15 protein-coding genes are annotated in these 13,815 nt (G+C 67.3%); 11 read left to right on the top strand and 4 right to left on the bottom strand.

Going from position 1 to position 13,815, the window contains the following annotated elements; all coding sequences use genetic code 11:
* Positions 1-89 precede the first annotated feature (89 nt).
* A complete protein-coding gene (locus BLR51_RS04215) occupies positions 90-995 on the top strand; it encodes a LysR family transcriptional regulator (protein ID WP_089844297.1) in 906 nt (301 codons plus the stop codon).
* A gap of 11 nt (positions 996-1,006) precedes the next feature.
* On the opposite strand, the gene BLR51_RS04210 is transcribed toward BLR51_RS04215, so the two are convergent.
* Positions 1,007-1,213: a cold-shock protein gene (locus tag BLR51_RS04210; protein ID WP_089844295.1), complete on the bottom strand. Its 207-nt coding sequence runs from the start codon at positions 1,211-1,213 to the stop codon at positions 1,007-1,009.
* A gap of 226 nt (positions 1,214-1,439) precedes the next feature.
* On the opposite strand from BLR51_RS04210, the gene BLR51_RS04205 reads away from it, so the two are divergent.
* A complete protein-coding gene (locus BLR51_RS04205; protein ID WP_089844293.1) occupies positions 1,440-1,754 on the top strand; it encodes an arsenate reductase family protein in 315 nt (104 codons plus the stop codon).
* On the top strand, positions 1,751-2,449 hold the full coding sequence (locus tag BLR51_RS04200) for an SDR family NAD(P)-dependent oxidoreductase (RefSeq protein ID WP_089844291.1): 699 nt from the start codon (positions 1,751-1,753) through the stop codon (positions 2,447-2,449). Before BLR51_RS04205 ends, BLR51_RS04200 begins: the two co-directional genes overlap by 4 nt.
* A gap of 56 nt (positions 2,450-2,505) precedes the next feature.
* Here the strand turns inward: BLR51_RS04200 and thrS are convergent, their stop codons facing one another.
* Positions 2,506-4,452, bottom strand: coding sequence for a threonine--tRNA ligase (gene thrS / locus BLR51_RS04195; protein ID WP_089844289.1), 1,947 nt, complete (start codon positions 4,450-4,452; stop codon positions 2,506-2,508).
* Positions 4,453-4,720: 268 nt separating this feature from the next.
* On the opposite strand from thrS, the gene BLR51_RS04190 reads away from it, so the two are divergent.
* The 7 genes from BLR51_RS04190 to BLR51_RS04160 all read left to right on the top strand — a co-directional run bounded on the left by BLR51_RS04190 (position 4,721) and on the right by BLR51_RS04160 (position 10,823).
* Entirely contained in the window at positions 4,721-5,620 is a 900-nt protein-coding gene (locus BLR51_RS04190; RefSeq protein WP_165616726.1) for a DMT family transporter, read from the top strand.
* A 108-nt stretch (positions 5,621-5,728) separates the two neighbouring features.
* Positions 5,729-5,926 carry a hypothetical protein gene (locus tag BLR51_RS04185; RefSeq protein WP_089844643.1) on the top strand — a complete coding sequence of 66 codons (198 nt, stop codon included), beginning with the start codon at positions 5,729-5,731 and terminating at the stop codon, positions 5,924-5,926.
* 78 nt (positions 5,927-6,004) lie between these two features.
* Positions 6,005-6,577, top strand: coding sequence for a transcriptional regulator BetI (betI, locus tag BLR51_RS04180; protein ID WP_089844287.1), 573 nt, complete (start codon positions 6,005-6,007; stop codon positions 6,575-6,577).
* Positions 6,574-8,028, top strand: coding sequence for a betaine-aldehyde dehydrogenase (gene betB, locus BLR51_RS04175; RefSeq protein ID WP_089844285.1), 1,455 nt, complete (start codon positions 6,574-6,576; stop codon positions 8,026-8,028). Before betI ends, betB begins: the two co-directional genes overlap by 4 nt.
* Positions 8,029-8,117: 89 nt before the next feature.
* Positions 8,118-9,770 carry a choline dehydrogenase gene (betA, locus tag BLR51_RS04170; RefSeq protein ID WP_089844283.1) on the top strand — a complete coding sequence of 551 codons (1,653 nt, stop codon included), beginning with the start codon at positions 8,118-8,120 and terminating at the stop codon, positions 9,768-9,770.
* A 73-nt stretch (positions 9,771-9,843) separates the two neighbouring features.
* Positions 9,844-10,509, top strand: coding sequence for a thermonuclease family protein (locus BLR51_RS04165; RefSeq protein ID WP_089844282.1), 666 nt, complete (start codon positions 9,844-9,846; stop codon positions 10,507-10,509).
* A 77-nt stretch (positions 10,510-10,586) separates the two neighbouring features.
* Positions 10,587-10,823: an HP1242/YdcH family protein gene (locus BLR51_RS04160; RefSeq protein ID WP_089844280.1), complete on the top strand. Its 237-nt coding sequence runs from the start codon at positions 10,587-10,589 to the stop codon at positions 10,821-10,823.
* Between the two features lie 6 nt (positions 10,824-10,829).
* Here BLR51_RS04160 and BLR51_RS04155 read toward each other — a convergent pair whose 3' ends face one another.
* Entirely contained in the window at positions 10,830-11,360 is a 531-nt protein-coding gene (locus tag BLR51_RS04155; protein WP_089844278.1) for a glutathione peroxidase, read from the bottom strand.
* Between the two features lie 118 nt (positions 11,361-11,478).
* Between BLR51_RS04155 and BLR51_RS04150 the strand changes: the two genes are divergently transcribed.
* Positions 11,479-11,748 (top strand): DksA/TraR family C4-type zinc finger protein, encoded by a 270-nt coding sequence (locus BLR51_RS04150; RefSeq protein WP_089844276.1) that lies wholly within the window; start codon positions 11,479-11,481, stop codon positions 11,746-11,748.
* A gap of 107 nt (positions 11,749-11,855) precedes the next feature.
* Here the strand turns inward: BLR51_RS04150 and BLR51_RS04145 are convergent, their stop codons facing one another.
* Positions 11,856-13,673 (bottom strand): M3 family oligoendopeptidase, encoded by a 1,818-nt coding sequence (locus BLR51_RS04145; RefSeq protein ID WP_375342674.1) that lies wholly within the window; start codon positions 13,671-13,673, stop codon positions 11,856-11,858.
* Between the last annotated feature and the right edge of the window lie 142 nt (positions 13,674-13,815).

Below are 13,815 nucleotides of genomic sequence, written 5' to 3'. Positions count from 1 at the left end.
GCTCCAGTTCAGATTTCGCGCCTTGTGACACAGCAGGCTTTGTGAGACAAACTCATAAATCTCATCAACAACATGAAGCGGACGCTAGGATGCATATCGAGTTCCGCCATCTGCGCACCATCAAGGCCATCCATGATGCGGGCGGGCTCGCCCGCGCGGCGGAAACGCTGAACATAACGCAATCGGCGCTGTCGCACCAGATCAAGGGGCTGGAGGATCAGGCCGGGGTGGAGCTGTTCGTGCGCCGCGCCAAGCCCATGCGCCTGTCGGCGGCGGGGCTGCGCCTGCTGCGGCTGGCCGAACAGGTGCTGCCGCAGGTCGAGGCGGCGCTGGCGGAATTCGACGGTCTGCGCAAGGGATCCTCGGGGCGGCTGCACATCGCCATCGAATGCCACGCCTGTTTCGAATGGCTGTTCCCGGTGCTGGAGGCTTTCCGCAAAAGCTGGCCCGACGTGGATGTGGACATCCGGCCCGGCCTTGCCTTCGACGCGCTGCCCGCGCTGGTCAAGGAGGATGTGGATGTGGTCATTTCCTCCGATCCGGAGGATCTGGGCGGGGTCACCTTCACGCCGCTTTTTGACTACAGCCCGGTCTTCGTGGCCGCCGCAGCACATCCGCTGGCAGCCAGACCCTATATCGAGGCGCAGGATTTCCGCGGCGAGACGCTGATCACCTATCCGGTGGACCGCGCCCGGCTTGACGTGTTCTCGCAGCTTCTGACCCCCGCCAAGGTGGAACCGGCGGCGATCCGTCAGGTGGAACTGACCGCGGTGATCCTGCTGCTGGTCGCCTCGAACCGGGGCGTGGCCGTGCTGCCCGACTGGGTGGTGCGGGAGGTCAAATACAATTCCGATTACGTCACCCGGCCACTGACCGCGACCGGGCTCACCCGCGGGCTTTACGCCGCCAGCCGCAGCGGCGATCTGGACAAGCCGTTCATGCGCGATCTGATCCGGCTCGCCGGGCAGGAGGCCCGGCGGCTGCAGGCGCGCTGAGGCGGCAGTTGTTACAGCGGCCGGATGTCCGAGGCCATCATCCGTCCGTCGCGCCCTTCTTTCAGGTCATAGCTGACCTTCTGGTTGTCCGCGAGCCCGGTCAGCCCGGAGCGTTCCACGGCAGAGATATGCACGAATACGTCCTTGCCGCCCTCTTCCGGGGCGATAAAGCCGTAACCTTTGGTGGTGTTGAACCATTTCACGGTGCCGCTCGGCATCTGTCCCGTGCTCCTTCAAGTCTTTCCTGCGTCTCACCCGCCGGAGCGGGCACCCTGTCACCTTCCTGTGCGGAGGGGCTGTGGGCCGGCGCCTTGGCCGTCCGGGTCCGATCCGTGGAAGATCACCCTGCCAGAGTTGCACGGCGCCTGTAAAAATCAAGCGAAACACTTCGCGCCTGCGGCATTCCGCCCTAAAACGGCGGAGGAAGATGCAAGGAGACTGCGGATGCAGCTTTACGGACTAAAAACCTGTGACACCTGCCGCAAGGCATTGAAGGCGCTGCCATCGGCGGACTTCATCGACGTGCGCGCCCAAGGCGTGCCCGCGCCGGTGCTGGCGGCGGCTTTTGCGCGCTTTGGTCAGGCGCTGGTCAACACGCGCAGCACCACATGGCGCGGCCTGTCAGAAGAGGCGCGCGCCCGCGATCCGCTGGCGCTGCTGGCGGATGAGCCGACGCTGATGAAACGCCCGCTGATCGTCGCCGGGGACGAGATGTATCTGGGCTGGGACAAATCGGTGCAGGCGGCGCTGTGGGCATGACCGCGCCGGGACGGGTGGTGCTGGTCACCGGCGGCACGCGCGGCATCGGCCACGCCATCGCCGCCGAATTTGCCGCCGATCATGCGGTGGCGGTGACATGGCGCAGCACCCCGCCCGATCCCGGCGCCGCGCTGGCGATCAGGGCTGATCTGGCGGATCCCGACAGCGCGGCGCGCGTGGTGGCCGAGGTGCTGGCGCGCTTCGGCAGGCTCGACGTGATCGTGAACAATGCGGGCCAGATCAGCCCCAGCCCGGTCGAGGGGCTTGATGCCGAGGCGGGGCAGGGGCTGCTGGCGGTCAACCTGCTGGCGCCCGCAGCGCTGCTCGCCGCCGCGCTGCCGCATCTGGCGCCGGGCTCGGCCATCGTCAGCATCTCTTCGGTCAATGCGGTGCTGCCGCCCCGCGGGGCGGTGCTTTACGGGGCCAGCAAGGCCGCGCTCAACCTCTGGACCCGCGCCATGGCCAAGGAACTGGGGCCACGCGGCATCCGGGTCAACGCTGTGGCCCCCGGCGCCATCACCACGCCCGAAACCCCGCGCCCGGCGGATCTGCAGCAGGCCTTTCTGGCCGAGACCGCGCTGGGACGGCTGGGCAGGCCGCAGGACGTGGCCCGCGCCGTGCGCTTTCTCGCCTCCGACGCGGCCTCTTTCATCACCGGCGAAGTGCTGACCGTCTCCGGCGGCTACCGGCTCTGACCCCAGCAAAAAGGCCCCGGAACCGCTCCGGGGCCTTCTGCAGAAACAGGCGCGGCTTAGCGCAGGTCGGGGGGCGTGGCCTCTGCCGCCAGATCGGCCAAAACCGTCTCCAGCGCCACCACCCGCGTGTCCTTTTCGCCAAGGCGACGCAGGCTGACGGTGCGCTCCTCCACCTCGCGATGGCCGACGGCAAGGATCACCGGCACCTTGCCCACCGAATGCTCGCGGACCTTGTAGTTGATCTTTTCGTTGCGCGTGTCGGCCTCGGCCCGCAGCCCGGCCTTCTGCAGCGCCGCCACCACCTCGGCCACATAGCCATCGGCTTCCGAGGTGATGGAGGCCACCACCACCTGACGCGGCGCCAGCCACAGCGGCAGACGGCCCGCGTGGTTTTCGATCAGGATGCCGATGAAACGCTCGAACGAGCCCAGACAGGCGCGGTGCAGCATGAAGGGCGTGTGCTTGGCGCCATCCTCGCCGACATAGCTCGCGTCCAGCCGCTCGGGCAGGTTGGGGTCAAGCTGCAGCGTGCCGCACTGCCAGTCGCGCCCGATGGCATCGGTCAGCACGAATTCCAGCTTCGGCGCATAGAAAGCGCCCTCGCCGGGGAACAGCTCATACTCATAACCCGCCGCGGTGCAGGCATTGGCCAGCGCCGCCTCCATCCGGTCCCAGATCTGGTCCGACCCCACGCGCTTTTCCGGTCGGGTCGACAGCTTCACCCGCCACCGCTCGAAGCCCAGATCGGCATAGATCTTGGCCAGAAACTCGATGAACTTGGTGGATTCCGCCTCGATCTGGTCGAGCGTGCAGAAGATATGCGCATCATCCTGCGTAAAGCCGCGCACCCGCATGATGCCATGCAGCGCACCCGAAGGTTCATAGCGCGCGCAGGATCCGAATTCCGCCATGCGCAGCGGCAGGTCGCGATAGGATTTCAGCCCGACATTGAAGATCTGCACATGGCAGGGGCAGTTCATCGGCTTCAGCGCATTGATGACCTTGTCGCGGGCGCCATCCTCGTCAACCTCGACGATGAACATGTTCTCGCGGTAATTCTCCCAATGCCCCGAAGCTTCCCAGAGCTTGCGGTTCACCACCTGCGGCGTGTTCACCTCGACATAGCCGTCGCGGCGCTGCTGGCGGCGCATGTAATCCTGCAGCGTGGTGTAGATGGTCCAGCCGTTGGGATGCCAGAAAATCTGCCCCGGCGCCTCTTCCTGCATGTGGAACAGATCCATCTCGCGGCCAAGCTTGCGGTGGTCGCGCTTGGCGGCTTCCTCAAGGAAGGTCAGATGCGCCTTCAGATCCTCGCGGTTGCGGAAGGCGACGCCGGTGACGCGCTGCAGCATGGGGCGGCTGACATCGCCGAACCAGTAGGCACCCGAGACGCCCATCAGCTTGAAGGCGTCGGCGGGCAGCTGCCCGGTGGTCTGCAGATGCGGGCCCCGGCACAGATCCTGCCACTCGCCATGCCAGTACATGCGGATCGGCGCGCCTTCGGGGATGCGGTCCAGCAGCTCCACCTTGAACGGCTCGCCCGCGTCGATGTAATGCTGGCGGGCGCGCTCGCGGTCCCAGATCTCGGTGCGGACCGGCTCGCGGGCGTTGATGATCTCCTTCATCTTCGCCTCGATGCGGCCCAGATCCTCGGGCGTGAACGGCTCGGCCCGGTCGAAATCGTAGAACCAGCCCTTTTCGGTCACCGGCCCGATGGTCACCTTGGTGTCGGGCCAGATCTCCTGCACGGCGCGCGCCATGACATGGGCAAAGTCATGGCGGATCAGCTCCAGCGCGGGCGCGTCATCGGCCATGGTGTGGATGGCAATGGAGGCATCGCTCTCCAGCGGCCAGGCCAGATCCCAGTGCGCGCCATCGACGCTGGCCGAGATCGCCTTTTTCGCAAGGCTCTTGGAGATCGAGGACGCCACCTCGGCAGCGGTCACGCCGCGCGGAAACTCGCGCTGGGATCCATCGGGAAATGTCAGGGAAATCTGGGCCATCGGCCAATTCTCCTCGTCGGTCTGGCGCCCACGGAACGCCCGGTTGCGGGTTGATATGTGTGCGCGCCTTGTCGCGCCGCCCCCGCCGCCTGTCAAGCCATGCGCCCTTCTTCTGACCCCAAATATCCCGGGGGAGGCGCCGCAGGCGCCGGGGGCAGCGCCCCCTTCCACCGCGCCGCCGGGCGCTGCCCCGCCGCGTCCGGGCGCAAACCCATGCCCGGAGCACGCTTGGGCTTGCCTCTGCCGACAGGCAGTCTACCAAGGAGGCATGACCGACCAAAGCTTCCAGCCCGCGCGGGGCATTTTCTGGATGATCGTCACCGGGCTCTGCTTCGTGGGGGTCACGGCGCTTGTCAAACTTCTGGCCGGGCGGGTGCCCGCGGCGGAATCCGCCTTCCTGCGCTATCTGCTGGGGCTGGTGTTTCTGGTGCCCATGTGGCGGTCGATCCGCGGCATGCGCCTCACGCCGCGGCAATGGCGGCTCTCGGCGCTGCGCGGCATCACCCATACCATCGGCGTGATCTGCTGGTTCTTCGCCATGTCGCGCATCCCCATGGCCGAAGTCACGGCGATGAACTACCTCACCCCGGTCTATGTCACGATCCTCGCCGTCTTCGTGCTGCAGGAACGGCTGGCGATCCGCCGCATCCTCGCCATCGTCGCGGCGCTTGGCGGCGCGCTGCTGATCCTGCGCCCGGGCTTCCGCGAGCTTGATCCCGGCCATTTCGCCATGCTGGCCACGGCGCTGCTGTTCTCGGTCTCCTATCTCATCGCCAAGATCATCACCGACGAGCTGTCGCCCGTGGCGGTGGTGGCGCTGCTGTCGGTCTCGGTCACCATCGGCCTTGCGCCCTTCGCCGCCGCGGTCTGGGTCACGCCCACATGGTCCGATCTGGCGGTGCTGTTCGGTGTCGCCTGTTTCGCCACCGGCGGGCATTACGCCATGACGCTGGCCTTTGCCGCCGCCCCGGTGACGGTGACCCAGCCGGTCACCTTCCTGCAGCTGGTCTGGTCGGTGCTGGTGGGCGCGATCTTCTTTGCCGAACCCGCCGATCCTTTCGTGGTGGCGGGCGGGCTGGTCATCATCGGCTCGGTGCTGTTCATCACATGGCGCGAGGCGGTGCTGAAACGCCGCGTCACGCCCTCGGGGCCCGAAACCAAGCTCTGACGCCACGAAACAGACCGTTTCCTTCTGCGAAATCGCCACGCGCCCTGCGCATTTGTGCCTCATTCCGGCGGCAGCCTGACGTTCAGTCACCTGCACCGGAGAATGGACATGTTCGCAGACAATCACCTGACCGAGTCGCTTGAAGAGGTCACCGCCTTCCTGCTGAGCGAGCGGCGCAAGACGCTGTCCGAGGCGGAATGGCGGTTCCGGATGCGCGGCTACGGCTACAGCCTGCGCCGCACCGACCGGGGCGTCGAGGTGGCGCGCCTGCCGCAGAAGACGGTTCTGGGCACGATTCAGGCCTGAGACGCGGCGCTCCCGTTTTTATTGATTGACCAGTCAATCAACTTGTCGCACCCTGCGCGCGAAGCCCCGGAGGATGCCATGCCCAGACCAGCACAGGAACCGATGCGCCGCGCGGCGCTGGTGGCGGCCACCGTGGCCGAGGTCGGCGCACGCGGCACGCTGGACGTGACCGTGGGCCAGATCGCGCGGCGGGCGGGCATGTCGCCCGCGCTGGCGCATCACTATTTCGGCGGCAAGGCGCAGATCTTTCTGGCCGCCATGCGCCAGATCCTTGCCGATTATTCCGCCGAGGTGCGCAGCGCCCTGCATCAGGCGCCACAGGGCGCCCGGCTGGAGGCGCTGATCGCCGCCAATTTCGCCGAAAGCTGCTTTCAGCCCGCCACCGTTTCGGCATGGCTCAACTTCTACGTTCTGGCGCAGCGCGACCCCGATGCGGCGCGGCTGCTGACCATCTACCAGCGTCGCCTGCAGTCCAACCTGACCCATGCCCTGCGCGGGCGCAGCCCCGATCCTGTCGGCCATGCCCGGATGATCGGCGCGCTGATCGACGGGGTCTATCTGCGCGCCGCCCTTGCCGGGCAGGGCGTCGGAGAGGCGGCGGCAGAGGTGCACCGCGCGGCCCATGCGCTTTTGACAAAGGACAGATCATGATCAACCCGCAACCGCAGGCCAGCCATTTTGTCGATGGCGCATGGCTGGAAGATGCCGCGGGCGCGGCGCTCGCCGTGATCCACCCCGCCACCGGCGCCGAGATCGCCCATCTGCACGAGGCGACGCCCGCCGTGATCGACGCGGCGCTGGCCGCCGCCACCCGCGCGCAGGCCGACTGGGCACAGCGCAGCGGCGCCGAGCGGGGCAGGGTGCTGCGCCGCGCCGCCGACCTGATCCGCGCCCGCAACCGCGCGCTGTCGGAACTGGAAACGCTCGACACCGGCAAGCCGCTGCAGGAAACGCTGGTGGCCGATGCCAGCTCCGCCGCCGATGCGCTGGAGTATTTCGGCGGGCTCGCCGCCACCCTGACCGGGGAGCATATCCCGCTGGGCGCCAACTGGGCCTATACGATCCGCGAACCGCTCGGCGTCTGCGTCGGCATCGGCGCGTGGAACTATCCGACCCAGATCGCCTGCTGGAAAGCCGCACCGGCGCTGGCCTGCGGCAATGCCATGGTGTTCAAACCCTCCGAGGAAACCCCGCTCTGCGCGCTGCAGATCGCCGAGATCCTTGTGGAGGCGGGCGCCCCTGCCGGGCTTTTCAACGTGGTGCAGGGACGGGGCGCGGTCGGCGCGGCGCTGGTCAGCGATCCGCGCGTGGCCAAGGTCTCGCTCACCGGCTCGGTGCCCACTGGCGCGCGGGTCTATGCCGCCGCTGCTGCGGGCATGAAACATGTGACCATGGAACTGGGCGGCAAGTCGCCGCTGATCGTGTTCGAGGATGCCGATCTCGACGATGCGGTGGGGGGTGCCATCCTTGGCAATTTCTACTCCTCCGGGCAGGTCTGCTCCAACGGCACCCGCGTCTTCGTGCACCGCGCGCTGCGCGAGGCCTTCCTTGCGCGCCTCACCGAGCGGCTGGCGGGCGTGGTGATGGGCGATCCGCTGGACGAGGCCACGAATTTCGGCCCGCTGGTCAGCGCCGCACAGCGCGACAAGGTGATGGGCTTCATCACCCGTGCGCAGGCGGAAGGTGCGCGGCTGGTCTGTGGCGGCACCATCCCCGACCGCCCCGGCTTCTTCGTGACCCCCACGGTCTTCGCCGATGTCACCGATGACATGGAAGTGGCCCGCGACGAGGTGTTCGGCCCGGTCATGTCCGTGCTCGATTTCGACAGCGAGGAGGAGGTGCTGGCCCGCGCCAATGCCACGGAATTTGGCCTCTCCGCCGGGGTCTTCACCCGCGATCTGACCCGCGCGCATCGCGTCATCGCGCGGCTGCAGGCGGGCACCTGCTTCATCAACTCCTATAACGACGCCCCCGTCGAGGTGCCCTTCGGCGGCACCAAGGCGTCGGGCGTGGGCCGCGAAAACGCCCGCGCCGCGATCGAGCATTATTCGCAGCTGAAATCCGTCTTCGTGCGCATGGGCCCGGTCGAGGCACCGTACTGACCGAACCCCGCCCTTTCATCTTGCCAGATAAACTCCCGCCGGAGGCGTCCGACCCCGCCACCGGCGCATCCCCGTCACAGGAGACCGCCATGCAGGCCGATTACGTCATCGTGGGCGCCGGTTCCGCCGGCTGCGCGCTTGCCTTCCGGCTGGCCGAAGCCGGGCGCAGCGTCATCGTGCTGGAACATGGCGGCAGCGATGCCGGGCCCTTCATCCAGATGCCCGGCGCGCTGAGCTTTCCCATGAACATGCCGCGCTATGACTGGGGCTTCCGCTCCGAACCGGAGCCGCATCTGGGCGGGCGGCGTCTGGCCACCCCGCGCGGCAAGGTGGTGGGCGGCAGTTCCTCGATCAACGGCATGGTCTATGTGCGCGGCCATGCCCGCGACTATGACACATGGGCCGAAATGGGCGCGCAGGGCTGGAGCTATGCCGAGGTGCTGCCCTATTTCAAGCGGATGGAGCACTGGCATGATGGCGGCCATGGCGGCGACGCCGCGTGGCGCGGCGACAGCGGCCCGCTGCATGTCACCCGGGGCGGGCGGCAGAACCCGCTGACCCGCGCCTTTGTCGAGGCGGGCGGGCAGGCGGGCTATCCGCTGACCCCCGATTACAACGGCCCCCAGCAGGAGGGCTTCGGCCCCTATGACATGACGGTCTGGCGCGGGCGGCGCTGGTCGGCGGCCAATGCCTATCTGCGGCCCGCGCAGAAGCTGGGCGCGCGGCTGGTGCGCGGCTTTGCCCGGCGCGTCGTGATGACCGGGGGCCGCGCCACCGGGGTGGAAATCCTGCGCGGTGGCGCCATCGAGGTGGTGGAGGCGCGGCGCGAGGTGATCCTGTCGGCCTCCTCGATCAATTCGCCGAAGCTTCTGATGCTGTCGGGCATCGGCCCTGCCGCCCATCTGGCGCAGCATGGCATCACGCCGCTGGTGGACCGTCCCGGCGTCGGGCAGAACCTGCAGGACCATCTGGAGATCTATCTGCAGATGGCGGCCAAGCAGCCGGTCAGCCTCTATTCCTACTGGAATCTCTGGGGCAAGGCGCTGGTGGGGGCGCAGTGGCTCTTCACCCGCAAGGGGCTGGGCGCCTCGAACCAGTTCGAAAGCGCGGGCTTCATCCGGTCGCGCGCCGGGGTGGACTATCCCGACATCCAGTTCCATTTCCTGCCGATCGCCGTGCGCTATGACGGGCAGGCCGCCGCCGAAGGCCACGGCTTTCAGGCGCATGTCGGTCCGATGCGCTCCGCCTCGCGCGGGGCCATCAGCCTTGCCAGCGGCGATCCCGAAGCGGCCCCGCGCATCCTTTTCAACTACATGAGCGATCCGCAGGACTGGGAGGATTTCCGCACCTGCATCCGCCTCACGCGCGAGATCTTTGCCCAGCCCGCCTTCGCCGCCTTTGCCGGGGCCGAGATCCAGCCCGGCGCCGCGCTGCAGTCGGATGCAGAGCTGGACGGTTTCCTGCGCGAGCATGTGGAAAGCGCCTATCACCCCTGCGGCACCTGCCGCATGGGCGCGCCGGAGGATCCCATGGCGGTGGTCGATCCGGAGGCGCGGGTCATCGGCGTGGACGCGCTGCGGGTGGTCGACAGTTCGATCTTTCCGCGCATCACCAATGGCAATCTCAACGCGCCCTCGATCATGGTGGGCGAAAAGGTCGCCGATCACATCCTGTGCCGCAGCCTGCCCGCCGAAGACGTGCAGCCATGGATCCATCCCGAATGGCAGACGGCGCAGCGCTGAGCCTGCCGCGGAAATCTTAACGAAGGTTAACGAATCCGGTTGATCCCGCCCCGGCGGGCTGCAAGATGCGGCCATGATCCGCATTTGTTCCCTTCTTCTCGCGCTGCTGGCCACACCGCTGGCAGCGGATCCCCGTGGCCCGATCCAAGTGATCGACGGCGACACCTTCGACATCGGCGGCACCCGCGTGCGCCTGCATGGCGTGGACGCGCCCGAACAGGCGCAGCTCTGCGGCGAGGGCACGGCGCAGGTCTGGTCCTGCGGCGCATGGGTCACCCAAGAGGTGCGCGCCCGCTATGAGGGCCGCGCCGCCCGCTGCACCGCGCTGGGGCAGGATGGCTATGGCCGCACGCTGGCCCGCTGCGACGTGGACGGCGCCGATCTGGGCCGGACCCTCGTCTCTGACGGGCTGGCCTTCGCCTTCCGCCGCTATTCCATGGACTATGATCTGGATGAAAAGCGCGCGGTCGTGGCCCTGCGCGGCCTGCATCGCGAAGAGATCGACCGCCCGTCCGACTATCGCGCCGGGATGCGGCAGGCGCAGGCCGTCGCCAACAGCGCCGGGGCGCCCGAGGACTGCGCGATCAAGGGCAACATCTCCCGCAAGGGCGAACGCATCTTCCACGCCCCCGGACAGGAGCATTACGGCGCGACCCAGATCAGCACCGCCAAGGGCGAACGCTGGTTCTGCACCGAAGCCGAGGCGCGGGCGGCAGGCTGGCGCAAGGCGCGCCGCTGATCCGGCTTGCGCCAGATCAAGGCGCGGCCTTGGCATCGCGGCGATACTGCCCGGGACAGATCCAAGGAGGATAGCCCATGTCGCATGTGCCGCATGACCTGCACGAAGACTTCCCCGGTCAGGCCGACCGCATTTCGGTGCTGAAACAGCAGGACCGGCATTTCGCCCAGCTGGTGGAGCGGTACCACGACATCAACCGCGAAGTGCACCGCGCCGAAACCCTCGTGGCTCCGATGGCAGATCACGCCGAAAGCGAACTGCGCCGCAGCCGCGCCCTGCTGAAGGACCAGATCCGCGCCGCCCTGCGCGGCTGAGCCGGATCAGTCCAGCAGGGGTTCGATCGCGCGCCGGATCGGGGCAGAGGTCGGGCGCGTGGTCGATCCCCAAGCCGCGACAAATTCGCCCTCCGGCCCGATCAGCACCTTGTTGAAATTCCACGAGGGCGCAAATTCCGCCTCGTCCTGCAGCCACAGGTAAAACGGATGCGCGCCCGCGCCGGTCACCGGGGTGATCGTGGTCATCGGCAGGTCAAGGTCGAAATTCAGCTCGCAGTATTCCTTGACCGCCGCCTCGCTGCCCAGCTCCTGCCGGAAATCATTCGACGGCACCGCCAGAACCACCAGCCCGCGGTCGCGGTAACGGTCATAGATCTCCTGCATCCCGTCATATTGTGGCGCGAAGCCGCAGCGCGAGGCGGTGTTGACCACCAGCACCGGCTGGCCGCGCCACTCGTCCAGCGCCAGCACCCCGCCATCGATGCTGTCAAACACGAAGCCCTGCTGCGGCTCGGCGGCAGCCAGAAGGGCGGGCAGGGCGGCAAGAAGTCCAAGACCAAGAAAAATCGCACGCATCACAGGGGCCTCCTTTTTCCGTGACCTAGGCTTGACGGCGCAAAGTCAAGCCCGAGTCGCGCAAAGCCTCTGGACCCGGCGCGCGGCGCGCCTATCTTGACAGGATCGGAGGTGACGCATGGCCGGAGGCTGGACGCGCGACGGCGCGGTAAATGACCAGATCGAGGATTCGATCCGCGACGAACTGGCGCGGCTCAAGGCGCGGCGCGCGCCGGTGGGCGAAAGCCGCAGCCATTGCGCCGAATGCGAAGACCCGATCCCCGAGGCGCGCCGCGCCGCGCTGCCGGGGGTCAAGCTCTGCCTCGACTGCCAGCAGGAGCGCGACCGCACACCCCAGACCCGCGCGGGCTTCAACCGCCGCGGCTCCAAGGACAGCCAGCTGAAATAGCGCGCAAACCAAAAGGGGCAGCCGCGCCGCGCCCGCCCCTTCATCTTGCCGGATAAACTCCCGCCGGAGGCATCCCGCCCCCGGCCAGAAAGCCCGATGGCCGGGGATCAGTCCTCCATCGCCTCCAGCTCGTCGATGAAGCCTTCGATCATCGACAGGCCCTTGTCCCAGAATTTCGGATCCGTGGCATCCAGACCAAAGGGCGCCAGCAGCGCCTTGTGATGCTTCGACCCGCCCGCCTTCAGCATGTCGAAATACTTGTCCTGAAAGCCCTCCGGCGCCTCCTGATAGGCGGCGTAAAGCGCGTTCACCAGCCCGTCGCCAAAGGCATAGGCATAGACATAGAAGGGCGAATGCACAAAATGCGGCACATAGGCCCAGAAGGTCTCGTAGCCCTCCATGAAGTCGAAGGCACCGCCAAGGCTTTCCGCCTGCACCGACATCCACAGCGCGTTGATGTCCTCGGGGGTCAGTTCGCCGCCGCGCCGCGCCTCGTGCAGCTTGCATTCGAAATCGTAAAAGGCGATCTGGCGCACGACCGTGTTGATCATGTCCTCGACCTTGCCCGCCAGCAGCACCTTGCGTTCGGCCTGATCCTTGGCCCGGTCCAGCAGCGCGCGGAAGGTCAGCATCTCGCCAAAGACCGACGCGGTCTCGGCCAGCGTCAGCGGGGTGGAGGCCAGCATCTCGCCCTGTCCCGCCGCCAGCACCTGATGCACGCCATGACCCAGCTCATGGGCCAGCGTCATCACGTCGCGCGGCTTGCCGAGATAGTTCAGCAGCACATAGGGATGCACCTCGGTGACGGTGGGATGGGCAAAGGCGCCGGGCGCCTTGCCGGGCTTGGCGGCGGCATCGATCCAGCCCTTGCGGAAAAACGGCTCGGCGATCTCGGCCATGCGCGGATCGAACCCGGCATAGGCCTCCATCACCATGCGCTCGGCCTCGTCCCAGCCGACGATGCGGGTGCTTTCCATGGGCAGCGGCGCGTTGCGGTCCCAGACCTGCATCCGGTCCAGCCCCAGCCATTTGCGCTTCAGCTCGTAATAGCGGTGCGACAGCCGCGGATAGGCGGCCACCACCGCATCGCGCAGCGCCTGCACCACCTCGGGCTCCACGTCATTGGCCAGATGCCGGGCGGATTGCGCGGTGGGCATCTTGCGCCAGCGATCCATCACCTCCTTTTCCTTGGCCTGCGTGTTGTGCACGCGGGCAAAGGTGCGGATGTTGCGGCCAAAGACCCGGGCCAGTTCCCGCGCCGCCGCCTCGCGCTTGCTGCGGTCCTGTTCGGTCAGCAGGTTCAGGGTGGATTCCAGCCCCATCTCCTCGCCGTCGATCTCGAAGCTCAGCCCGGAGATGGTCTCGTCGAAAAGCCGCTCCCACGCATCGCCGACCACACCCATGTCATGCAGGAAATGCTCCATCTCGTCGGAAAGCTGATGCGGCTTCATGGCGCGGATGCGGTCGAAGGCGGGCTTGTAGCGGCCAAGCTCGGGATCGGCGGCAAAGAGCCCGTCCAGAAACGCATCCTCCAGCCGGTTCAGCTCCAGCGTGAAGAACACCAGCGGCGTGGTGAAGCGCGTGAGCTTTTCCTGACAGTCGGACAGGAACTTCGCCCGCTCCGCATCCAGCGTCAGCTGGTAATAGCGCAGGCCCGCATAGGACATCAGCCGCCCGCCCACGGCCTCGATCCGCTCGTGGCGGCGGATCATCTCCAGAAAGCCCGCCGCGTCCAGATCGCCCAGCTTGCCCTCGTAATCCTCGGCAAACCGCGCGCAGGCCTCCTCCAGCCAGTCCAGATCGCGCTTCAGCTCGGGCGCGTCGGGGGCGGGGTAAAGGTCGGTCAGATCCCATTCGGGCAGATCGCCCAGATCCCGGCCACCAGCGGCGGCGGTTGCGTCGAAAAGCCGATCGGGCGTCATCATGTCTCTCCTTGACTGTCTGGCCCCACAGGTAAGGGCCGCATCCCCCGGTGTTCAAGGCCAAAGCGCCGCGCGCCCCGGCTGCGGCTTCTTCTTGGCCCAAATATCCCGGGGGAGCCCCCGCAAGGGGGCGGGGGCAGAGCCC

Origin of the sequence: Salipiger marinus, from assembly GCF_900100085.1 — a bacterium.
Classification (GTDB): domain Bacteria; phylum Pseudomonadota; class Alphaproteobacteria; order Rhodobacterales; family Rhodobacteraceae; genus Salipiger; species Salipiger marinus.
This window is presented reverse-complemented; position numbering and strand designations above follow the sequence as displayed.